20 protein-coding genes and 7 tRNA genes are annotated in these 20,654 nt (G+C 59.1%); 16 read left to right on the forward strand and 11 right to left on the reverse strand.

The genetic code is table 11. The annotated features are described in order from the left end of the window. Positions 1-3: 3 nt before the first annotated feature. From rsmA to lptD, 4 genes are read right to left on the reverse strand one after another with little or no spacing between them, the layout of a single operon-like run. Complete coding sequence (rsmA, locus tag AB5Y73_RS01265) at positions 4-816, reverse strand: 16S rRNA (adenine(1518)-N(6)/adenine(1519)-N(6))-dimethyltransferase RsmA (RefSeq protein ID WP_005339016.1); 813 nt, start codon at positions 814-816, stop codon at positions 4-6. Next, positions 806-1,801 (reverse strand): 4-hydroxythreonine-4-phosphate dehydrogenase PdxA, encoded by a 996-nt coding sequence (gene pdxA / locus AB5Y73_RS01270; protein ID WP_107682584.1) that lies wholly within the window; start codon positions 1,799-1,801, stop codon positions 806-808. The genes rsmA and pdxA overlap by 11 nt, the downstream gene beginning before the upstream one ends. Then, positions 1,801-3,099: a peptidylprolyl isomerase SurA gene (gene surA, locus AB5Y73_RS01275; RefSeq protein WP_005349338.1), complete on the reverse strand. Its 1,299-nt coding sequence runs from the start codon at positions 3,097-3,099 to the stop codon at positions 1,801-1,803. The genes pdxA and surA overlap by 1 nt, the downstream gene beginning before the upstream one ends. A 26-nt stretch (positions 3,100-3,125) precedes the next feature. Next, positions 3,126-5,570: an LPS assembly protein LptD gene (gene lptD, locus AB5Y73_RS01280; protein ID WP_107682583.1), complete on the reverse strand. Its 2,445-nt coding sequence runs from the start codon at positions 5,568-5,570 to the stop codon at positions 3,126-3,128. A gap of 174 nt (positions 5,571-5,744) precedes the next feature. Here lptD and AB5Y73_RS01285 point away from each other — a divergent pair, with 174 nt between their 5' ends. The 3 genes from AB5Y73_RS01285 to djlA are packed head-to-tail and all read left to right on the forward strand — an operon-like array spanning position 5,745 to position 8,273. Beyond that, positions 5,745-6,755, forward strand: a complete 1,011-nt coding sequence (locus AB5Y73_RS01285; protein WP_107682582.1) for an aminoglycoside phosphotransferase family protein — start codon at positions 5,745-5,747, stop codon at positions 6,753-6,755. After that, entirely contained in the window at positions 6,752-7,420 is a 669-nt protein-coding gene (murU, locus tag AB5Y73_RS01290; protein WP_107682581.1) for an N-acetylmuramate alpha-1-phosphate uridylyltransferase MurU, read from the forward strand. The genes AB5Y73_RS01285 and murU overlap by 4 nt, the downstream gene beginning before the upstream one ends. Positions 7,421-7,439: 19 nt before the next feature. Beyond that, entirely contained in the window at positions 7,440-8,273 is an 834-nt protein-coding gene (gene djlA, locus AB5Y73_RS01295; RefSeq protein ID WP_107682580.1) for a co-chaperone DjlA, read from the forward strand. Between the two features lie 81 nt (positions 8,274-8,354). Here djlA and AB5Y73_RS01300 read toward each other — a convergent pair whose 3' ends face one another. Beyond that, positions 8,355-9,806 carry an aminoacyl-histidine dipeptidase gene (locus AB5Y73_RS01300; protein ID WP_107682579.1) on the reverse strand — a complete coding sequence of 484 codons (1,452 nt, stop codon included), beginning with the start codon at positions 9,804-9,806 and terminating at the stop codon, positions 8,355-8,357. Between the two features lie 948 nt (positions 9,807-10,754). Here AB5Y73_RS01300 and gpt point away from each other — a divergent pair. The 5 genes from gpt to AB5Y73_RS01325 all read left to right on the forward strand — a co-directional run bounded on the left by gpt (position 10,755) and on the right by AB5Y73_RS01325 (position 15,691). Further along, positions 10,755-11,222: a xanthine phosphoribosyltransferase gene (gene gpt / locus AB5Y73_RS01305; RefSeq protein ID WP_005339007.1), complete on the forward strand. Its 468-nt coding sequence runs from the start codon at positions 10,755-10,757 to the stop codon at positions 11,220-11,222. A gap of 172 nt (positions 11,223-11,394) precedes the next feature. Continuing rightward, the gene (gene frsA, locus AB5Y73_RS01310; RefSeq protein ID WP_005349360.1) at positions 11,395-12,663 is read left to right on the forward strand and encodes an esterase FrsA; all 1,269 of its coding nucleotides are present in this window, start codon (positions 11,395-11,397) and stop codon (positions 12,661-12,663) included. A 62-nt stretch (positions 12,664-12,725) separates the two neighbouring features. After that, on the forward strand, positions 12,726-13,118 hold the full coding sequence (gene crl, locus AB5Y73_RS01315) for a sigma factor-binding protein Crl (protein WP_005339003.1): 393 nt from the start codon (positions 12,726-12,728) through the stop codon (positions 13,116-13,118). A gap of 180 nt (positions 13,119-13,298) precedes the next feature. Next, positions 13,299-14,402, forward strand: a complete 1,104-nt coding sequence (gene proB / locus AB5Y73_RS01320) for a glutamate 5-kinase (RefSeq protein WP_107682578.1) — start codon at positions 13,299-13,301, stop codon at positions 14,400-14,402. Between the two features lie 35 nt (positions 14,403-14,437). Then, entirely contained in the window at positions 14,438-15,691 is a 1,254-nt protein-coding gene (locus AB5Y73_RS01325; protein WP_107682577.1) for a glutamate-5-semialdehyde dehydrogenase, read from the forward strand. Between the two features lie 96 nt (positions 15,692-15,787). Here the strand turns inward: AB5Y73_RS01325 and AB5Y73_RS01330 are convergent, their stop codons facing one another. Genes AB5Y73_RS01330 through rsgA form a run of 5 tightly spaced genes read right to left on the reverse strand, consistent with a single transcriptional unit; the run spans position 15,788 to position 18,622 of the window. Beyond that, entirely contained in the window at positions 15,788-16,177 is a 390-nt protein-coding gene (locus AB5Y73_RS01330) for a hypothetical protein (protein ID WP_107682576.1), read from the reverse strand. 2 nt (positions 16,178-16,179) lie between these two features. Beyond that, positions 16,180-16,431, reverse strand: coding sequence for a DUF2960 domain-containing protein (locus AB5Y73_RS01335; RefSeq protein WP_107682575.1), 252 nt, complete (start codon positions 16,429-16,431; stop codon positions 16,180-16,182). Further along, positions 16,421-16,690, reverse strand: a complete 270-nt coding sequence (locus tag AB5Y73_RS01340; RefSeq protein ID WP_005349372.1) for a VF530 family DNA-binding protein — start codon at positions 16,688-16,690, stop codon at positions 16,421-16,423. The genes AB5Y73_RS01335 and AB5Y73_RS01340 overlap by 11 nt, the downstream gene beginning before the upstream one ends. Continuing rightward, a complete protein-coding gene (gene asd / locus AB5Y73_RS01345) occupies positions 16,687-17,559 on the reverse strand; it encodes an archaetidylserine decarboxylase (RefSeq protein ID WP_042080746.1) in 873 nt (290 codons plus the stop codon). Before asd ends, AB5Y73_RS01340 begins: the two co-directional genes overlap by 4 nt. Positions 17,560-17,587: 28 nt before the next feature. Continuing rightward, positions 17,588-18,622: a small ribosomal subunit biogenesis GTPase RsgA gene (gene rsgA, locus AB5Y73_RS01350; protein WP_162895398.1), complete on the reverse strand. Its 1,035-nt coding sequence runs from the start codon at positions 18,620-18,622 to the stop codon at positions 17,588-17,590. 91 nt (positions 18,623-18,713) lie between these two features. Here rsgA and orn point away from each other — a divergent pair, with 91 nt between their 5' ends. The 8 genes from orn to AB5Y73_RS01390 all read left to right on the forward strand — a co-directional run bounded on the left by orn (position 18,714) and on the right by AB5Y73_RS01390 (position 20,135). Continuing rightward, positions 18,714-19,259: an oligoribonuclease gene (gene orn / locus AB5Y73_RS01355; protein WP_101151024.1), complete on the forward strand. Its 546-nt coding sequence runs from the start codon at positions 18,714-18,716 to the stop codon at positions 19,257-19,259. A 178-nt stretch (positions 19,260-19,437) separates the two neighbouring features. Next, positions 19,438-19,513: transfer RNA gene (locus AB5Y73_RS01360), tRNA-Gly, on the forward strand. A gap of 37 nt (positions 19,514-19,550) precedes the next feature. Further along, positions 19,551-19,626 (forward strand) — tRNA-Gly (locus AB5Y73_RS01365). A gap of 33 nt (positions 19,627-19,659) precedes the next feature. Beyond that, positions 19,660-19,735 (forward strand) — tRNA-Gly (locus AB5Y73_RS01370). Between the two features lie 24 nt (positions 19,736-19,759). Beyond that, positions 19,760-19,835 (forward strand) — tRNA-Gly (locus AB5Y73_RS01375). 24 nt (positions 19,836-19,859) lie between these two features. After that, positions 19,860-19,935 (forward strand) — tRNA-Gly (locus AB5Y73_RS01380). 24 nt (positions 19,936-19,959) lie between these two features. Beyond that, positions 19,960-20,035, forward strand: a tRNA-Gly gene (locus tag AB5Y73_RS01385). 24 nt (positions 20,036-20,059) lie between these two features. Beyond that, positions 20,060-20,135 (forward strand) — tRNA-Gly (locus AB5Y73_RS01390). Between the two features lie 228 nt (positions 20,136-20,363). Here the strand turns inward: AB5Y73_RS01390 and AB5Y73_RS01395 are convergent. Continuing rightward, on the reverse strand, positions 20,364-20,573 hold the full coding sequence (locus tag AB5Y73_RS01395; protein WP_005338972.1) for a cold-shock protein: 210 nt from the start codon (positions 20,571-20,573) through the stop codon (positions 20,364-20,366). Between the last annotated feature and the right edge of the window lie 81 nt (positions 20,574-20,654).

The following is a 20,654-nucleotide window of genomic DNA, read 5'->3' on the forward strand; positions in this document are numbered from 1 at the left end:
GAATCAGGCCTGTTGCTGATCCGCCAGCCAGTTGGCGATCATGACAAACTGCTCGAGGGAGAGATTCTCCGGGCGCAGGTTGCCATCGATACCAAGCTCGGTCAGCTGGGCGTCGGTGATGAAGTTGGAGAAGCTGTTGCGGATGGTCTTGCGACGCTGGCCAAAGCCTTCGGTACAGACGCGATTCAGACAACGAATGTCTTTTGCGACTATGGTCGGATTCTTGTGCGGGATCAGGCGAACTACGGCAGAGTCCACTTTCGGCGCCGGTTTGAAGGCTCCCGGGCCCACTTCCAGCACAGGCACCACCTGGCAGTAGTACTGGGTCATCACGCTCAGACGGCCATAAGCCTTGCTGCCCGGGCCGGCGGCCAGGCGCAACACCACTTCCTTTTGCAGCATGAAGTGCATGTCTTCAACCCGGTCGGCAAATTCGCACAGGTGGAAGATGAGCGGGGTGGAGATGTTGTAGGGCAGGTTGCCGAAGATGCGCAGCGGCCCCTTGCCTTCACCCATCAGGGTGCCGAAGTCGAAACGCATGGCGTCCGCTTCGATGACGGTCAGCTTGTCTTTGAGTGTCGGGTGCTCGCGCAGGCGAGCTGCCAGGTCCCGGTCAAGCTCGACCACGGTCATTTTGTCCATCTGGGCGGCGACCGGCTCGGTCAGCGCGGCCAGACCCGGACCGATCTCCACCAGATTCTGACCCGGCTGCGGGTTGATGGCGGCGACGATCTGATCGATCACATACCGGTCGTGCAAGAAGTTCTGACCGAAACGCTTACGGGCCGTGTGGCCCATGTGCACCTTACTGCTCATATCTTTTTTTCTCTACCATCTTGATGGCGTGGTTAATCGCGGTGACAAGGCTGCCCGGATCGGCCAGGCCCTTGCCTGCCAGATCCAGCGCGGTGCCGTGATCCACCGAAGTGCGGATGAAGGGAAGCCCCAGGGTGATATTGACCGAACTGCCGAAGCCCTTGTATTTGAGCACAGGCAGCCCCTGGTCGTGGTACATGGCGAGTACCGCATCCGCATCCTTGAGGTATTTCTCCTGGAACAGGGTGTCGGCCGGCAATGGGCCGACCAGATCGATCCCTTCCTGGCGCAGGGTGGCCAAGGCGGGTTCGATCACGTCAATCTCTTCACGTCCAAGATGGCCACCTTCCCCAGCGTGGGGGTTGAGGCCGCAGACGTAAATACGGGGTTTGGCGATGCCAAACTTGGTGGCGAGATCCTCGTTGAGGATCCGGATCACCTTGCCGAGGCGATCCTCGGTGATGGCCATCGCCACATAGGCCAGCGGAATATGGGTGGTTGCCAGTGCGACCCGCAGCCCCTCGGTTGCCAGCATCATCACCACATCTGCGGTGTTGGATTGCTGGGCAAAGAACTCGGTGTGGCCGCTGAACGAGACCCCGGCCTGGTTGATGATCCCCTTGTGCACCGGCCCGGTCACCACGGCGGCAAATTCGCCGCTCATGTTGCCATCGCAGGCACGCTGCAGGGTTGCCAGCACATAGGCGCCATTGCCTTCGTTCAGCTCGCCCGGCACCACAGAGGCGCCGAGGATGACCGGACAGACGGTCAGAGTGCCCGCCCGCTGGGGGCGGGCAGGGGCGGCGGCATCGTAGGGCTCAAGCTCAATGGGCAGACCAAGCAGGGTTGCCCGCTCGCGCAGCAGCGCCGGATCGGCGATCACCACCAACTGGTGGGGCCAATCCTGCCGGGCAATCTGCAGCACCAGATCCGGGCCGATCCCGGCCGGTTCGCCCGGGGTAACGGCAAGGCGACGGCAGCTCATCAGCTACCAGCTCCTTCGATCTGGATGTAGGCCTCGTCACGCAGCTCATCCAGCCACGCCTGGGACTCTTCCACGAAGCGGCGATTGTAGATCAGCTGGTAGGCGCGCTGCTCCTGAGCCTTGTCGGTCGCATCCTGGCTGCGGCGATCTTCCACCTGCACGATGTGCCAGCCGTGGCTGGTACGGAACGGGGCACTGATCTGGCCCGGTTGCAGACGGTTGACCATGTCGCGGAACTCGGGGACATAGACGTTGGGATCAGACCAGCCCAGTTCGCCACCCTGCACCGCAGAGCCCGGATCTTCGGAGTACTTCTCCGCCATGCTGGCGAAGCTTGCCTTGCCGCTCTTGATGTCGTGCAGAATGCCATCCAGCATCCCCTTGGCTTTCTCTTCGCTCAGGATGATGGAGGGCTTGATCAGGATATGACGGGCCTTCACCTCGGTCTGCATCACTTGCTGCTGACCCTTGGTGTCGAACACCTTGACGATGTGCAGGCCGGCACCGGAGCGCAGCGGGCCGACGATATCGCCCTTCTTGGCACCCTGTACCGCTTCCGCCATCAGGGTCGGCATCTCTTGCGGGCTCATCCAGCCCCAGTCGCCCCCTTCCAACGCCTTGGGACCGTTACTCTCGGCAATGGCCAGTTTGCGGAAGTCGGCACCTTGCTTGAGGGCGGCCAGAATGCGCTCGATCTTGCTCTTGGCGGCATCCAGCTGGGCGGCAGTGGGGTTGTCCGGCAGGGCAATCTGGATATGGCCGACGTGGTATTCGTTCTGCTGTTGACCCTGTTTCTTCAGGATCTCCACCACCTGCTTCACCTCCTGCTCGGAGATGTTGATACGGCGGCGCACCTGGTTGCGGCGCACCTCGTTCATCAGGATCTCGCGGCGAACCTCTTCCCGATATTGGGCATAGGTCATCCCTTCACGGGCGAGCTGGGCCCGCAGCTGATCCAGGGTCATCTTGTTGTCGGCAGCGATGCCCTGAATAGCCTGTTCCAGCTGGGTGTCGCTGATCTTCAGCCCCTGGCGCTCCGCCAGTTGCAACTGCAGGCTCTCCTGGATCAGCCGATCCAGCGCCTGTTTGCGCAGGGTGGCATCGTCAGGCAGGGACTGGCCGCTCTCCTGAGCGGAGAGTTTTACCTTGTTGACCAGTGCGTCCTGTTGGCTGGACAGCACCACGTCCTTGTTGACCACGGCCAGCACCTTGTCCATCAGCTCGGGCGCAGCCAGTGCGGCCTGGCTCATGGCACCGAACATTCCCGCGGTCAGCAGGGCAATCAGGGTCTTTTTCATATCCATCTCTCAAGGCTGGGCCAGCATCATTGCTGGCCTTTCAGATTAAACGGGCGAACATAGGGCAGCAGCTCGGTATCCAGTGTGACGCTGCGGCCACCGGTACCCACGCTGCCAAGTCCCTTCATTTCAAACTGCAGACCAATGACTTTTTCCGAAGTGGGCTTCAGGGTGACGTTGTCCGGCTGATTGTGCCACTCCAGGCTCATGTTGATGCTCCAGCAGCAGGAGTCGTATTTGACACCGATCTTGCGGTCAATGTTCACATCCTGCTTGATGTCACGGTAGTAACCGCCATACATCTGCCACTGATCGGCGATCGGCGCCATCATCACCAGACCCGCCTGGCTCAGATCTTCTGCCAGCGCCGTGTTGGTCGGATAGCGATAGTCCAGGTTGCCATCCTTGATGTAGCGGTAGTTGACCTGAGTGGTCAGCTTGCCGGTCCGGTACTCGACTGCACCGTTGCCAGCCGTAAATTCACCCTCGGAGGTATCGTACTGGGTTCCTGCGTGGGCAAACCACTCATCGGTGATCCGGGCATCCCCCTCAAACGAGAGCAGGGAGCGTGCGTTGGTACTTTCCGGATTTGAAGGGTAGAGGCGCACCTTGGGTGGTGTCATTTCGAAGGCCTGAGCCACCGCCAGACGCAACCGTTCATCACCCACATTGTCATAGACCCGGCTGGTCAGGCCAACGGTGATCCGATTGGCATCGCTGATGCGGTCGAGACCGGCAAAGCGGCGATCACTGAACAGGCTGTAGTAATCCTGACGGGTGGTGGTGGAGTCGTAGATCCCGATCTCGTCCTGATTTTTGTAAGGGATATAGAGGTACTGGAACTCGGGTTCCAGGGTTTGGGTACCCTTGCCATCATACCAGTCGAGCGGCCGATCGAAGTTGACGCCCCCCTTGAGGCGGAAGGAGGGCAGAGTACGGGTAATGGTGCCCTCTTTCAGGGTCAGCTGTTTGCTGTCTGCATCGGTGAAGCGGCTGCGGTCCTGGCTAACCAGATTATCGGGTACCTCCTGGTTGTAGGAGGTAAACATCAGCTTGTACTGACTGGTCAGGTAGTAACCCGGTGCATCCACCAAGGGCACGGTCAGGGTTGGCGCCAGATGCAGGCGGGTGGCGGTATAGCGCTCACCTGCTTGCAGAGTGGCGGCACTACCACTGTCATAGCCAAACTTGGTTAGTTCACTGTTCCAGGCCAGATCGAACCACTTGCCTTGCTGATAGTAGTTGTAGTCGATACGCGGCAGCATCTCGTGGGGCAGCAGCGCATATGGGCTCAGGATCTGGTAGCGGCGCACCTCGGAGGTGAGGTTCCAGTTGGGCTGGTAGTAGCCGGCGGTAAAGGATTGCTGCAACTGGCTGTCGACCTGAGTGCCCACTTGCGGGCTGAAGTCGTTGAAGTAGTTGTAATCCTTGTCGCGCACCTGGGTGTAGTCGATACCAAAACGCAGGCTGCCATCCATCAGGGCGGAACCGTGGCGGACGTTCATCAGGTAGCGATGTCCATCGGACAGGCCAGCCAGACTCGGATTGCTCGGGCTGTACTGCTTGTCATCCGCCAGATTTTCAAAATAGAGGGTGCCGGTGTGGGCGGGGTCCGGCATGTAGCGGAACTCCACCTGTTCCATCAGGCCGCGTTTGTCCATAAAACGGGAGGTGATGGTGGCATCGTAGTTGGGAGCTATGTTCCAGTAGAAGGGCTGGGTGATATCCATGCCGTTGCTGGAGCTCTGCTTGTAACCCGGGTAGAGCAGACCGGTCTTCCGCTCATCCTTGATGGGGAAGTTGATATAGGGGAAGTAGAACACCGGATAGTCGTAAAGCCAGAGGCTGGCGTTCCAGGCTTCGCCGAACACCTCTTTCTGGTCGATGTCGATGCTGCCCGCCTTGAGGGTCCACACTTCCTGACCGGGGGGACAGGTGGTGTACTGGGCCCCCTCCATGGTGATGTTCTGGTTATTGTTGGTCATCACCACGCGCTTGGCAAAGCCGCGCACCGGTGAGCCATGCACCTGATACTTGCCCTCTTCCAGCTCGGAGTTCTTGGTATCCAGGTTGGATTTGAGGGTCTTGTCGCTGGTGACGGTCACCTGACCGTCGTTGTAATAGATGTTGCCGATGGCGATGACATCCCGGCTCTTCTGGTCGAGCTGGGCATAGTCGGAGTCAAACTTGCGAACACCCTGACGAACCTTGACGTCGCCTTCATAGACGGCGGTGCCGCCCTGTTTGGCCTCGAGACGGTCAGCATCAACCTCGACCGGCTGTGCGTTGGCATCCTGATCCGATGCAGGCTTCTCTATCTTGGGAACATAGTCATAGCAGAGACTATCGAGAATGCCGGTGGCTGGCGGCGCTTCGAACGGGGCCGCCTGCACCATCATAGAGGTGAGTGCGGGGGCCAGGCTGATAGTCAGGGCGATGGGATAGCGGTACCCCAGTGTCCATTTTGTCATGTGAAAGACTCGTGCAATCCGTGATAGATACGGTTGATCCAAGGCATGCATTTTACGACAGGTTTCATCGAGTTGACATTGCATGTCATTGCTTTATGTTAGCCGGCAATGATAAAGCATTATTGCGGCCAGGGCTAACAGCCAAGTGCTGCTTTCCACCTTGGTCCTCTACTTATGCACGATCGCGATTCCCTGCTATTGCAGTGGGCACGCCGTATTTCCGGTGATGCCAATCTTCAGTTGACCCTCATTTCCGGTGATGCCAGCTTCCGCCGCTACTCTCGTGGTGGTGGTCTGGTTTGGGTGGATGCCAATCCGAAAACCGAAAAAAATCATGAGTTTGTTCGTAACGCGGCCGCCTTGCAGGCGCGTCAGCTGTTGGCGCCAGAGGTGAAGGCGGTGGACTACGAACAGGGTCTGCTGGCGGTCAGTGACCTGGGCGATACCCAGCTGATCAGCTGCCTGAACGAACACAATGTGCAGGCCTGGTATGACAAGGCGATTGATTTGCTGCCCCGCCTGGGGGCGGTTGAACTGGCGCTTGAACCCTTCGATGCGGCTTTTATGGCGCGGGAGAACAGCATTTTCCCCGAGTGGCTGCTGGGCCAGCATCTGCAGCTGACCCTGAGCCATGAAGAGCAGCAGTTGTTCGATGAGACCTTTGCCTGCCTCACCGCCTGCAATCTGGCCCAGCCGCAGGGGGTGATGCATAGAGATTTTCACAGTCGCAACCTGATGGTGTGTGGCGGTGATACCCCCGAGAGCAGCCGGCTGGCCATCATCGATTTTCAGGATATGGTCATCGGGCCGCTTACCTATGACCTGGTCTCCTTGCTTAAAGATTGCTACATACGCTGGCCTGACGAGGTGATCGATGAAGGGATGCGCCACGGCTTTGCCACCCTGCAACAGGCGGGTCTGCTTGGCGAGCTCGATTATGCCAGTTTCCGTCGTGATGCCGACCTGACCGGCATGCAGCGACACCTCAAAGCGGCCGGAATCTTCACCCGGCTCTATCATCGCGACGGCAAGTCCGGCTATCTCAAGGATATTCCCCGTACCCTTGGCTACGTGGTGGATGTCTGTCGCACTCACGGTAGCGCCTATCCGGTATTGGCCCGTTTTGGTCAGTGGTTGGAGCAGATGGTGTTGCCGGGGATCGCCAATGCAGGGGTAAAACCATGAAGGCGATGATCCTGGCCGCTGGCCGTGGCGAGCGGATGCGCCCGCTGACCGACCTGCTGCCCAAGCCGTTGCTGGCGGTGGGGGGCAAACCGCTTATCGTCCACCATATCGAAAAGCTCAAAGCCGCTGGCGTGACCGAGTTGGTCATCAACCACGCCTGGCTCGGCCACAAGCTGGTCGAGAGCCTGGGTGATGGCAGTGCGCTTGGCGTGACCATCCACTGGTCAGCCGAGGAGAGCGCACTGGAGACCGCGGGCGGCATAGTGCAGGCGCTGCCGCTGCTGGGCGCAGACCCTTTTCTGGTGATCAACGGCGATACCTGGCTCGATCTCGATTATCACACTCTGGTCAGCCAGCCCCTTGGCGATGATCTGGCCCACCTTTGGCTGGTACCCAATCCGCCCCAGCACCCGAGCGGGGACTTTGCCCTGCAAGGGGGGCGAGTCATGGATACGCCAGCGTTTACCTTCAGCGGGGTCGGACTATATGATCCGGCGGCCTTTGCCGATCTCGCGGGCGGCGCCCGCAAACTGGCGCCCCTGCTCCGTGACTGGATGGCACAAGGGCGGGTGGGCGGCAGCCTGCTCGCTGGCGAGTGGCGCGATATCGGCACGGTCGACCGTCTGCGCGAGCTGGATGACCAGCTCCAGGCCCGCACTCATTAACTTCAAGAGGTCTTGAACCATGCGTATTTGGGGTAAGGTGCTGGGCGCCTTCTTCGGTTTTCTGCTCGGCAATATCATCGGCGCCCTGATTGGCCTCTGGATTGGCCACCGTTTCGACCGTGGCATGGGGCTGCAGGGGGCGTTTCGTCGCGGTCCGAGTCAGGAGCAGCAAGCCGTCTTCTTCCACGCCACCTTCTCGGTGATGGGTCACATAGCCAAGTCCAGCGGTCAGGTGACCGAGCAGGAGATCCGGGTTGCCTCCAACCTGATGGATCGGATGCGGCTGGCGGGTGAACAGCGTGCCCGGGCGCAGGAGTCGTTTCGTCTCGGTAAAGAGGCCGACTTCCCACTGCGCGAAACCCTGGCCGAGTTCCGCCGTGCCAGTCTGGGGCAGCGCGATATTCTGCGCTTCTTCCTCGAGGTACAACTGCAGGCGGCCTTTGCAGATGGTCGGGTAGAGGAGGGCGAGCGCGCCATTCTGCACACCATTGCCGACGAGCTGGGCTTCAGCCGCATCGAGTTGGCCCGCATTCTGGCGATGGCCGAAGCGCAGATGAACTTCTTCAATCAGGCTCATGGCCAGTATCAGGGGGGCCATTCCGGTGGTCAGCAGTATCGGCAGGCGGCACCCTCTGCGGATCGCCTCAAGAATGCCTACCAGTTGCTGGGGGTGAGCGATAGCGACAGCGATCAGGATATCAAGCGCGCCTACCGCAAGGAGATGAGCAAGCATCATCCAGACAAGCTGGCCGCCAAAGGGCTGCCGCCGGAGATGATGGAGATGGCCAAGGAGAAGACCCAGGAGATCCAGCAAGCCTGGGAGTGGATCCGTGAGGCGCGCGGCATTCGTTAAGTGCCAACGTCAGGCTGGAACAGACAATAAAAAGCCCCGCAGCAGTGCGGGGCTTTGTTTTACTGTGTGGCGTAGGCCGGGTTATTTGGCCGGAATCGCTTCCAGCACGTGCACCAGCAGTTGCCAGAAACGCTCGACTGCCGGGATATGTACCTTCTCGTCAGGGGAGTGGGCACCGCGGATGGTCGGGCCGAAGGAGACCATGTCCCACTCCGGATAGGCGCTCTTGAACAGACCGCACTCGAGACCAGCGTGGATCACCATCACGTTGGGCATGGTGCCGAACAGGGTCTGGTAGCTGTTACGTACCAGCGCCATGACGGGGGAGTCCACGTTCGGCGCCCAACCCGGGTAGGCACCGGTGAATTCGCAGCTGGCGCCTGCCAGGGTGAACAGGGAGCGGGTCATCTGCTCGATGCTCTCGCGGCCGGAGTCGATCAGGGAGCGGATCAGGCACTGGACGTACACTTCGCCATCCTGAGTCTTGATGACCCCCAGGTTGGTCGAGGTTTCGGTCACGCCGGGCATGGCATCGCTCATGCGCATCACGCCGTTCGGGCAGGCCATCAGGGCATCCAGCAGGCGCTGCTGCAGGGAGACGCTCATCAGCTTGGCCGGTTTGGCGGCGCTGTTGACCAGCACGGTCAGGTTTGGCTCGGTGGCGGCCAGTTCGGTCTGGTAGATCCCGGTGTAGCGGTCAACCAGCGCCTTGAACTCGTTCACGCTGGCAGCAGGCACCAGCAGGGTGGCACGGGCTTCGCGCGGGATGGCGTTGCGCAGAGTGCCGCCGTGGATCTCGGCCAGACGAACACTCAGCGGCTCGGCTGCTTTGAGCAGACGCACCAGCAGCTTGTTGGCGTTGCCACGGCCGCGATGGATATCGCAACCGGAGTGGCCGCCACGCAGCCCTTTCACGGCCAGCTCGAACGCTTCGCCTTCGCTGGCGTCAACCAGCTCGAGCGGGAAGCGGATATTGGCATCCACACCGCCAGCGCAGCCCATATAGACTTCGCCATCCTCTTCGGAGTCGGTGTTGAGCAAAATTTCGCCCTCCAGCCAGCCCGCTTCCAGACCGAAAGCGCCGGTCATGCCGGTCTCTTCGTCGGTGGTCAACAGCACTTCCAGCGGGCCGTGCTTGATGGTCTTGTCAGCCAGCACAGCCAGGCAACCGGCCATGCCGATGCCGTTGTCGGCACCCAGGGTGGTGCCACGGGCCGTGACCCACTCGCCATCTATATAGGCATCGATGGGATCGGTCGCGAAGTCGTGTTTGGTGTCGGCGTTGGCCTGCGGCACCATGTCGATGTGGGCCTGCAGTACCACGGCTTTGCGGTTTTCCATCCCCGGGGTGGCCGGTTTCTTGATGATGATGTTGCCGACCTTGTCCTGCTTGACCGCCAGACCTTCCCCTTGAGCCCATTGGATGATCCAGGCGCTCAGTTTGGCTTCATGTTTGGAAGGGTGGGGGATGGAGCAGATCTGTTCGAAGAAATGCCAAATCAGTTTGGGAGAGAGAGAGCTAAGCTGTGCCACGTCGGGACTCCTTACCAGCACGGAATTAACAGGGCCCCATCAGCGGGCCGGGGAAGAGGATAACGATAATACAGTCAATCACACAAAAATGTGAGCAATCAGCGCAAATCGCAGGCAGCTTGTGCTGGCTGATGGCAACCAGGCAGTACGATCGTCAGGTTCGGACGACGCTGACCGATAGAAAAGAAAAATGTGTGACCGATCTCACAAAAATATTGAATTTAACGCACCGACTGGTAAATTAGCTCCCGTGGTTCGCCACCCGTCAGGATGACGATGAAAGCCTCCAGGGAACCGAAGCAAAGCAAGTGCGCCTCCATGGAACCGAGTGTTCGTTCAAGGATTTGAGCCCGCATTAAAGGTACGTAACTTGTTAAGCAATCAGGAGTTTCAATATGCCAGGCAGCAACTCAACCTATTGGTTTGCCCCCTCTTTGTATACCCAGGGTTTCAGCTACCCTAACCCCTTCGTCACTCGTCGCTAAGACGAGCTGCCCAACCAGGCAGAGGCGAGAAAGCAGCAGGTGCGTGAGGTAAATCCTCCCCCTGCTATTTTTTTATCTGCGATTTGCCGCACAGCCCATTTGGACTCGGCAGCAGGGATGACAGGTTAGTCGTTTGGCGCTCGAGATGTGCCGAATGGAGAGGGTGATGCCGATTTTTCCTGTTTTTGGCATACGTTTGCCAGGCATTTTCTCTGCAAACGGTGCTATCATATCGGCCCAACAGCCTGTCCGCGGTTTGGACACATCATCTAACCGATCGCCGGATAAGCCCATCTTGCTTCCATTGTTATCAGATTTGCTGCCGAGGCTTAGCCCTGAGGCAGCCGAAGTGCAATCTGAATTCAGTCGGGCAAGGGCCGCTATTTACTGGCATCCGCAGGGATAATTGCGGATGTTGTTATTTTAAGTGATTGTTTTTAAATAACTATTCGAGATCGATAACATGCCGAAAAAGTTCTATGTGTCGTGGGACAACCTGCAACGTGAAGCTCGCCGTCTGGCCCGTCGTCAGCTGCCTGTCAGCCAGTGGAAAGGTATCATCGCGGTCAGCCGTGGTGGCCTGGTGCCCGCAGCCCTGATGGCCCGTGAACTTGGCATTCGTAATGTTGAAACCCTCTGCATCTCCAGCTATGACCATGACAGCCAGCGCGAGCTGGTGGTCGTGAAGGCTGCCACCACCGCCGGTGACGGCGAAGGCTGGCTGGTGGTGGAAGATCTGGTGGACACCGGCACTACCGCCAAGGCGATCCGCGAGCTCTACCCGAAAGCCAAATTCATCGCGATTTTCGCCAAGCCGATGGGCGAAGCGCTGCTGGATGATTTCGAAGTGGCGATCCCGCAGGATACTTGGATCGAACAGCCGTGGGATATGGCACTGGAGTTCGCCACACCGATCTGCGACGAAAAGTAACGGGATCGGGATGTGACGCTCACTGCGTCCATTGGTCGCGACCGGCAATAATGGTTTCACAGGGCTCCAATTTGGAGCCCTGTTTTTTTGTGTATCAATCTGTTGCAGGGTGGCTGATGGGCAGTAAAAGTGGTTAAGATGAGCTATTGCCTGATATGAATGGGACACTATCTTGGACTTGAACGAAGACCTAAACCTGACCGAACAGCTCTTTACCCGCGTCAAGAAGGTATTGGAAACATCCGAGATCTCCAACTCCAGTGCGGCTGATCTGGCGCAAGCCGAGTCAGACGAGATGTTTATCGACGGATCCATGTCAAAGAGCTGGTATCGCCTGCTGCGCCGCCCCTCCTGGACCTGGCAGGGGGCTGATCCCATCGAAGTGGAGCAGACCCTAGCCCGCATCGCCATGGCGACCGGCGAGCGCACCCATGACTGCTATCTCGATACCATCAAGGGCTATGTGCCCGGCAACTGGATCTACGAATGGAGCCAGGTGGCTGGCAACTATTTCAAGCAGGGCCGCGAACTGCGCGAGAAAGGGGATCCTTCTGGCGCCTTGAAACAGCTGCTCAAGGCGGTGCGCTACTACTCCATCGCCAGCTATCCCCATCTCAAGGATGACGAGCTGGCGGATCAGGCCCAGCTGCTTGGCAACATGGCCTATCGCGAGGCGGGTCGCCTGTTCAAGGTGCCGCTCAAAGAGATCCAGGTGCCTTTTCGCGGCAAGCATATTCAGGGCTATCTCCACCTGCCGACGACCGAAAAACCGGTGCCGCTGGTGATCATCAGCGGCGGGATCGACTCCCTGCAGCTCGATTTCCTCAACTTCTATCTCAAACGGCTCGAGCCCAACGGTATCGGCATGCTCTCCCTCGATATGCCCGGGGTTGGCTATGCCGAGCATTGGCCGCTGGTGCAGGATACCAGCCGTCTCCATCAGGCGGTGCTCCATTATCTCTCCGAAGTGGCCTGGGTCGATCATCAGCGTATCGCCATGGTGGGGATGCGTCTGGCGGGCAATATCGCAGCCAGACTGGCCTTTATCGAACCCTTCAAGCTGCGCACCGTGGTTTGTGTCGGCGCCGGGGTCAATCAGGTGTTTACCAATCAGGAGCTGTTTGCCAAGTGTCCGCGCATGATGCGGGACAGTCTGGCCAACCGGTTGGGGGCGGATGCGGCGCAGTGGGATGGCATGCGTACCAAGTGCCAGGTTTTTTCACTTAAAACTCAAGGATTACTGGGGACTCGCACTTCAGTGCCGATATTGAGTATTGGACACAAGCGAGATTTTATCTGTCCCGAGCAGGATGTACGGGCATTGGCGGCGGCCAGTCGTAACGGCAAGGCCATCGTATTCGACAAACAGCCTTTGCTGGAGGTGTATGACAAGGCACTGGACGAAATCGTCGAGTGGCTGAAACAGCATTTGTGTACCTGATATTGCGCTAAAGAACTGACGCCATCCCGAGGTGGCGCGGCTTGTTTAACAGGGAGGTTAACATGTCTGAAAGAGTGACCTACAAGCGACTGCTGAGGCAGTTTGCTGCCATTGGCCCCTATTTGCGCGAAGATCTCTGCGAAGAGGGGCGTTATCGTTTCGACTGCCTGTCGGTCTGCGTCAGCGCCAAGCCGGCGCCGGACAAACGGGAGTTCTGGGGCTGGTGGCTGGTGCTGGAGCAGGACGATCACCACTTCCGTTACCACTATCAGCTCGGTTTCTACAATGCTGATGGTGAGTGGCTGGACAAGCCGATCCCCAAGAAGCACCAGGTAGAAGTGGAGCGGACCCTCAACCGTTTCTACAAGCTCATCAGCGACAAACTGACGGCTCTGGAGTGTCAGTTAGCGCCAGCGGATCAGGTCACCAATGAGTTGACCGTGACCGCTGCTTGATCCCTGATGCCCGGCGAGCAGCATCCTGCTGTTTGCCGGGCCATCAGTCAGCCATCTCCCCTTCCGACCGCAATCATCCGGGCCTTTGCTTCATCTCCTCACCCCCGGCGTTAATTGCCTTGCAGGGCACCATGGCCGTGGGTATAAAGATATTCCTTACTTTTTAGCCTTTATGCTCCCATGGAAAACAGAACCATAGTCGTCAAGTTGGGCACCAGCGTGCTCACAGGGGGGTCTTCCCAGCTCAATCGTGCCCATATGGTCGAGCTGGTCAGACAGTGTGCGGCCTTGCACCGTCACGGCCATCGGGTCGTGGTCGTCACATCAGGGGCTATCGCCGCCGGGCGTGAACATCTGGGTCACCCGCCACTGGCGCCAACCCTGCCCAACAAGCAGATGCTGGCGGCGGTTGGTCAGACCCAGCTTATTCGGGTATGGCAAGATCTGTTCAACCTCTACGGTCTGCATATCGGCCAGATGCTGCTGACCCGCGCCGATCTGGAAGATCGGGAGCGCTACCTCAACGCCCGCGACACCATGCGAACCCTGCTCGATCACCGCATTATTCCGGTGATCAACGAAAACGATGCGGTGGCGATCGCCGAGATCAAGGTCGGCGACAACGACAACCTCTCCGCACGGGCCGCCATTCTGGCGGATGCGGATCTGCTGATCCTGCTGACAGACCAGAAGGGGCTGTTTACCGCCGATCCGCGCACCAATCCCGACGCCCAGCTTATTGAAGAGGTGCAGACCATCGACGATACCCTGCGCTCGCTGGCGGGTGACAGTGTCAGTGGCCTCGGCACCGGCGGCATGGCTACCAAGCTGCAAGCCGCCGATGTGGCACGCCGCGCCGGCGTCAACGTGGTAATCGCGACCGGCCAGATGCCGGAGGTGATCGGCCGTCTCGCCAAGGGCGAGCGTATTGGTACCCTGTTCCCGGCGCTGGCCTCCCCGCTGGAAGGGCGCAAGAGCTGGATCCTGGCAGGCCCGCCCCCTCACGGCGAAGTGCATGTGGATCAGGGGGCTGTCGCCGCCATGAAGGAGAAAGGCTCCAGCCTGCTGCCCAAGGGGATTGTGGCGGTCAGGGGCGACTTTATTCGGGGCGATGTGGTGCGCATTCTCGATCCCAAAGGCGCTGAGTTGGCGCGTGGCATCTGCCGTTACGACCATCTGGAGCTGGACAAGCTGCGTGGCGTCCACTCGGATCAGATTGAGCAGGTACTGGGCTATGGATATGGTTCAGTAGCCATCCATCGAGACGATATGGTGCTGCTCTAATCAGGGCGGCACGGCATGAACAAAAGGGAACCTAGATGAGTCTGGAGAAAATGGGGCAGGCGGCCCGAGAAGCCGCCTATCAGCTGGCTACCATCAGCACGGCGCAGAAGAATCGGGCGCTGGCCGCCATTGCCGACGAGCTTGAGGCGCGCAGCGAGCAGATCCTCGCTGCAAACGCGAAAGATATTGCCGCCGGCCGTGAGGCTGGCTTGTCAGAGGCGATGCTGGATCGCCTGCTGCTCAATCCGGCCCGGCTGGCCGGGATTGTGGCGGATGTGCGCAAGGTGATCACGCTGGACGATCCGGTCGGCGCCGAAATGGATAGCCGAGTGCTGGAAAATGGCCTGCGGCTCTCCCGTCGTCGGGTGCCCATCGGGGTTATCGGCGTCATCTACGAGGCGCGACCCAACGTCACCATCGACATCGCCAGCCTCTGCCTCAAGACCGGCAACGCCAGCATACTCCGCGGCGGGCGCGAGACCTTCCACTCCAATCTGGAGCTGGTGCGGGTGATCCAGCATGCCTTGGCGGCCTCCGGTCTGCCCGAGGCGGCGGTGCAGTACATCGACAACCCGGATCGGGCGCTGGTCGGCGAGTTGCTGCGCCTAGACCGCTATGTGGACATGATCATCCCCCGTGGTGGCGCGGGCCTGCACAAGATGTGCAAGGAGAACAGCTCCATCCCGGTCATCATCGGCGGGTTCGGTATCAGCCATATTTTCGTCGACGAGAGTGCCGATCTGGTGCGCTCTCTGGCGGTTATCGACAACGCCAAGGTGCAACGCCCCTCCGCTTGCAATGCCCTCGATACCTTGCTGGTACACGAGAAGGTGGCTGCCACCTTCCTGCCGCAACTGGTGACGCTGATGAACGAGCGCAAGGTGACGCTTGTGGCCGCGCCCAACGCCATGCCGCTGCTGGCGGGTGCCGACAACTTGTGCGAGGCGGGGCCGGAGGATTTCGATACCGAGTGGCTCGGGCTGACCCTGGGGGTCAAGTTGGTGGCGGATGTGAACGAGGCGCTGGCCCATATGCGCGAGCACAACGCCGGCCACTCCGATGCCATCCTGACCAATGATTTGGCCAATGCCGAGCGTTTTGTCAATGGCGCCGGCTCGGCGGCTGTCTATGTCAACGCCTCGACCCGTTTCACCGATGGTGGCCAGTTTGGGTTGGGGGCGGAGGTAGCGGTGTCGACCCAGATGCTGCATGCCCGTGGCCCCATGGGGCTGGCCGAGCTTACCAGCTACAAGTGGGTAGGGCAGGCCGATTACCTCAGCCGCGCCTGATAACCGATTGTGTCAGATACAAAAATGCCGACCCCTTGGGTCGGCATTTTTTCGCGGGTATCGTGCCGATACCACGCAGTGCGATATCCCTCGGGGTTATTCCCCGTGATAGAGCGCCTTGTCACCGTGCTTGAGCACATAACCCTTCCAGATAAAGAGGGTGTAGCCGCTGCCCTGCCACGACCAGTTGCCCTCCGCACCTTGACGGGTCAGCAGGTGTTGCTCGCCGCTTGGCAGATGCAGTTCGGCCTGCGTCTGGTCGGTGTTGAACAGCACGAAGGCGCTGCTGGTCTGGCTGGCATCGGTCGGATTGAGCCGTACACCCTCTTCAAACAGGCGCACACATTTGCCAGTCAGCGCTGACCACTGATAGCCCGCACTGCCGATACAGCCGTGGCTGTCGCGATCGCCGCCCACCAGATGTTGTTCCGGTGTACTGCATGCCGCCAGCAGCAGAGAGGCGGCCATCAGAGTCAAGGTGCGCATGGTTACTCCAGAAGATCCCGTTCGATGACGATGTTGGAGAATCCCAACTCTTTGAAGTAGTTCTCCTGGTAATCCTTCACGCTTTTCTTGTCGCGGCGACAAACCTGAGCCAGCTGGGCCTCCATGGCGTGAAAACTGGTGAGATCCAGCCCTTCGGCAGCTGCGATGGCATCGTAGATGCTGCGGAACTTGTCGTTCGCGTAGCCGATCTCTTTGGCCTGTTTTTTATAGGTGTACGTAATCTTAAAGGCCATCTTGCCCTTCCTTCTTCGATTTGGCTTGCTTGCGCTGGACGTAGAGGTAGAGGCTTTCGACCTTCTCCCGAGCCCAGGGGGTCTTGCGCAAGAACTTCAGGCTGGACTTGATGCTGGGATTATCGGTGAAGCAGCGGATATTGATCTGCTGCCCCAGCTCTTCCCAGCCATAGTGCTCGACCAGTGCGGTGACGATGGCTTCCAGCGTCAGCCCGTGCAGCGGGTTGTTTTTCTGCGAGGCGTTCGGTTGCTCGCTCATGCCTGCTCCGCCAGCTTGGCAAAGGGCTGACCCATGCGGGTGGTGACACCGTTGGCCAAGTGAGGTTCGAAACCGGCCAGCATGCCCGGGCCAAACAGGCAGACCACGGTGCTGCCCAGCTTGAACAGGCCCATCTCGGCGCCTTTCTGCAGGGTAATGGCCTCATCGCCGGTGTAGTCCCAGCGCACCACCTTCTTCTCTTTGGTCGGCGCAATGTTGCCGGCCCAGATGGTCTCGATGCTGGCCACGATAGTGGCACCGACCAGCACCAGCGCCATCGGGCCGTGCGGAGTGCGGAAGGTGGCGACCACCCGCTCGTTGCGGGCAAACAGGTTGGGCACGTTCTCGGCGGTGAGCGGGTTGACAGAGAAGAGATCCCCCGGCACGAACACCATGCTCTCCAGCACGCCGTCCAGCGGCATGTGGATGCGGTGGTAATCCTTGGGCGCCAGATAGATGGTGGCGAAGTCGCCATCCTTGAACGGCGCAACCAGATCCTCATAGCCGCCCAGCAGCTCGCGAGCGCTGTAGTCGTGGCCCTTGGCCTGAATGATGCGACCCTGCTGGATCGGACCGAGCTGGCTGACGGTGCCATCCACCGGCAGCGCCAGGGTCAGGGCATCTTCTACCACGGGGCGGATACCGGGCTTGAGCTCGCGAGTGAAGAATTCGTTGAAGCTCTTGTAGTGGGCCGGGCTCTCGTGCAGCGCCTCACTCATGTCGACCTGATACTGCTTGATAAAGGCCTCGATCACCCTGGTGGTGATGTTGCCCGCTTCGGCGGCGGCAAACTTGCCGATCAGACGGGAGAGGGCGTGCTTGGGCAGACAGTATTGACCGGCAATTTTCAGGTTGTCAGTAATGCTCATGTTCATCATCAACGTAGGTTTATTAGGGTCACAGGCGCGCCTGTTGGCGACCGTGACGGGCTTCCTGCATGGTTTCCAGGATGCGGTGATAGTTGTGGAAGCGATCGGCGCTGATAGCGCCCGCGTCGACCGCGGCTCGCAGGGCACAGCCGGGATCGTCCTTGTGGGTACAGTCGCGGAACTTGCAGCCACCCAGATAGTCGCGAAACTCGACGAAGCACCAGGTGATGCGGTCGGCTTCCAGATGCCAGAGGGCGAACTCGCGGATTCCGGGGGAGTCGATCAGATCGCCACCGCTCGGGAAGTGGTAGAGCCGCGCCGTGGTGGTAGTGTGCTGGCCGAGCCCCGAGTTTTCGGAGATCTCGCCTGTGAGCACATCCAGCCCCGGCATCAGGGCGTTGGTGAGCGAGGATTTGCCCACCCCGGACTGGCCGACGAAGATGCTGATCTTGTCGGTGAGCTTGGCTTTCAGCTCATCGAGCCCTTCACCGCTCTCGCAGCTCACCAGCAGCACCTCGTAATTGAGCTTGCGGTAGGTTTCGAGCTGGCTTTCGATGCGCGCTCTGGCGACATCATCAAGCATATCGACCTTGTTCAGCACGATGAGGGGGCGGATCTCCACATCCTCGGCGGCCACCAGATAGCGGTCGACGATGTTGGTGGAGAACTCGGGCATCACCGCCGAGACGATGATGATCTGGTCGATATTGGCGGCGATGGGTTTGACACCGTCGTAGAAGTCCGGCCGGGTCAGTACCGAGTGGCGCGGATGCACCGCCTCGATGACGCCCGCTGTCGCGGCATTGAGGCCGGGACGCCACACCACTTTGTCGCCGCACACCAGACTGCTGATGCTGCTGCGCCGCAGGTTGCTGCGGTGGATGGTGCCATCGACCGCTTCCACGTCTGCGTGCTGACCAAAACGACTGATCACCACCCCTTCGATGGCGGGGCCAAACAGGGTGTCATCCACCACTGTGGAGTGACCTTTTTGCAGCCGCCGTTCGCGGTTGGCCTGGACGCGCCTTTGTTGACCCAGATTGAGTTTTGCTTTCTTTGCCACTCGATTCGCCAGTTTATGAACAGATCCAAAGCCAGTATGATACATGCAAATTGGCAAAATTCCGCCATTCCTCCCAATAGAGAGAGCAATCATGACAGTCAGCGCGCAGAACCTGGTATGGATCGACATGGAGATGACGGGTCTGGACCCCGAAGAGAACGTGGTACTGGAGATTGCCACCATAGTCACCGACAAGGATCTGAACGTACTGGCCGAAGGGCCTGTCATCGCCATCCACCAAAGCGATGAAGAGCTTGCCAAGATGGACGAGTGGAACGTCAACACCCATACCAAGAGCGGTCTGGTGGCCCGGGTCAAGGCGAGCCAGCACGATGAGGCGAAAGCCATTGCCGAGACCCTCGCGTTCATTCGCCAGTGGGTGCCGGAGCGCACCAGCCCGCTGTGCGGCAACAGCATCGGTCAGGATCGCCGCTTCATGGTCAAGCACATGAGCGATCTGGAAGCCTTCTTCCACTACCGCAACGTCGACGTCAGCACCATCAAGGAGCTGGTACGCCGCTGGCAGCCGGAACTGCTGGATCAGTTCAAGAAGAGCGGCACCCACCAGGCGCTGGACGACATCCGTGAATCCATCGCCGAGCTGCAGTTCTATCGCAGCCACGTCTTCAAGATCTGATTCCCCGGCAAGGGGTTGTCATACTCTGGCTGCTAAAATCGACAGTTCGGCCAGCTTTTGAGCGAACGCGCGCAACCAGACAAAAAAGCCCTTGCAATTGGAATGACTGCTCTTATAATTCGGCTCCCGTACAGTAGCGCAAGCAACCAAATGCTGTACGGCCTGTTTTAAGGTAGTTGCGGGAATAGCTCAGTTGGTAGAGCACGACCTTGCCAAGGTCGGGGTCGCGAGTTCGAGTCTCGTTTCCCGCTCCAAAAATCTGATGATGACACTGGTGCAAACCAGCCCGATGCGGGAATAGCTCAGTTGGTAGAGCACGACCTTGCCAAGGTCGGGGTCGCGAGTTCGAGTCTCGTTTCCCGCTCCAATCATCAGCCAGCCTCAAGACAACCAAATTGTTGCGGGAATAGCTCAGTTGGTAGAGCACGACCTTGCCAAGGTCGGGGTCGCGAGTTCGAGTCTCGTTTCCCGCTCCAAAAATTTGTAAGTGATATTCCGATGCGGGAATAGCTCAGTTGGTAGAGCACGACCTTGCCAAGGTCGGGGTCGCGAGTTCGAGTCTCGTTTCCCGCTCCAATCACTTGCAGATGACATTCTGTTGCGGGAATAGCTCAGTTGGTAGAGCACGACCTTGCCAAGGTCGGGGTCGCGAGTTCGAGTCTCGTTTCCCGCTCCAAACATTTGTAAGTGACATTCCGTTGCGGGAATAGCTCAGTTGGTAGAGCACGACCTTGCCAAGGTCGGGGTCGCGAGTTCGAGTCTCGTTTCCCGCTCCAATCACTTGTAAATGACATTCTGTTGCGGGAATAGCTCAGTTGGTAGAGCACGACCTTGCCAAGGTCGGGGTCGCGAGTTCGAGTCTCGTTTCCCGCTCCAATCTCTCTTCGAAGTTTTCATAATCCCTTTGAATTACCCCTCACATCGCGCTGCGATGCTTTGTCGTATCTGGCGTTTACTCAGCGTGTCTCTGCCACCTCCTGCAAACAGGAAGGCGGTATGAGTTCATTGTGCGGGTTGTACGAGGGAAAGGTGGTTGGCAGGAAGAATTGCGGGCAAAAAAGAGGAGGGGCCTTGGCTCCTCCTGCATGATTCACTGGCGCGGGCTTAGACCAGAGTAACGTTCTCAGCCTGAGGGCCTTTTTTGCCCTGGGTCACAGTGAACTGGACTTTTTGACCTTCAGCCAGGGTTTTGAAACCGGTGCTCTGGATGGAGGAGAAGTGAACGAATACGTCCGGACCCTGGGATTGTTCAATAAAGCCAAAACCCTTGGTTTCGTTGAACCATTTTACCTGGCCGGTGCGAATGTCAGACATGTGCTAAATCCTATCAATAACAAAATGAAACTAAGCCCGTGCTGGGCTGCATTTGCCTTGCAAGCAGGGGTTGGCTCATGA

Origin of the sequence: Aeromonas sp. s7(2024), assembly GCF_040907825.1 — a bacterium.
In the GTDB taxonomy this organism is placed as follows: Bacteria; Pseudomonadota; Gammaproteobacteria; order Enterobacterales; family Aeromonadaceae; genus Aeromonas; species Aeromonas veronii.

Bases quoted from the DNA above. Each gene is read 5' to 3' on its own strand.
- rsmA (WP_005339016.1), bottom strand. From the start codon at position 816: ATGAGCAGTAAGGTGCACATGGGCCACACGGCCCGTAAGCGTTTCGGT.
- pdxA (WP_107682584.1), bottom strand. From the start codon at position 1,801: ATGAGCTGCCGTCGCCTTGCCGTTACCCCGGGCGAACCGGCCGGGATC.
- surA (WP_005349338.1), bottom strand. From the start codon at position 3,099: ATGAAAAAGACCCTGATTGCCCTGCTGACCGCGGGAATGTTCGGTGCC.
- lptD (WP_107682583.1), bottom strand. From the start codon at position 5,570: ATGACAAAATGGACACTGGGGTACCGCTATCCCATCGCCCTGACTATC.
- AB5Y73_RS01285 (WP_107682582.1), top strand. From the start codon at position 5,745: ATGCACGATCGCGATTCCCTGCTATTGCAGTGGGCACGCCGTATTTCC.
- murU (WP_107682581.1), top strand. From the start codon at position 6,752: ATGAAGGCGATGATCCTGGCCGCTGGCCGTGGCGAGCGGATGCGCCCG.
- djlA (WP_107682580.1), top strand. From the start codon at position 7,440: ATGCGTATTTGGGGTAAGGTGCTGGGCGCCTTCTTCGGTTTTCTGCTC.
- gpt (WP_005339007.1), top strand. From the start codon at position 10,755: ATGCCGAAAAAGTTCTATGTGTCGTGGGACAACCTGCAACGTGAAGCT.
- crl (WP_005339003.1), top strand. From the start codon at position 12,726: ATGTCTGAAAGAGTGACCTACAAGCGACTGCTGAGGCAGTTTGCTGCC.
- proB (WP_107682578.1), top strand. From the start codon at position 13,299: ATGGAAAACAGAACCATAGTCGTCAAGTTGGGCACCAGCGTGCTCACA.
- AB5Y73_RS01325 (WP_107682577.1), top strand. From the start codon at position 14,438: ATGAGTCTGGAGAAAATGGGGCAGGCGGCCCGAGAAGCCGCCTATCAG.
- AB5Y73_RS01330 (WP_107682576.1), bottom strand. From the start codon at position 16,177: ATGCGCACCTTGACTCTGATGGCCGCCTCTCTGCTGCTGGCGGCATGC.
- AB5Y73_RS01335 (WP_107682575.1), bottom strand. From the start codon at position 16,431: ATGGCCTTTAAGATTACGTACACCTATAAAAAACAGGCCAAAGAGATC.
- AB5Y73_RS01340 (WP_005349372.1), bottom strand. From the start codon at position 16,690: ATGAGCGAGCAACCGAACGCCTCGCAGAAAAACAACCCGCTGCACGGG.
- asd (WP_042080746.1), bottom strand. From the start codon at position 17,559: ATGAGCATTACTGACAACCTGAAAATTGCCGGTCAATACTGTCTGCCC.
- orn (WP_101151024.1), top strand. From the start codon at position 18,714: ATGACAGTCAGCGCGCAGAACCTGGTATGGATCGACATGGAGATGACG.
- AB5Y73_RS01395 (WP_005338972.1), bottom strand. From the start codon at position 20,573: ATGTCTGACATTCGCACCGGCCAGGTAAAATGGTTCAACGAAACCAAG.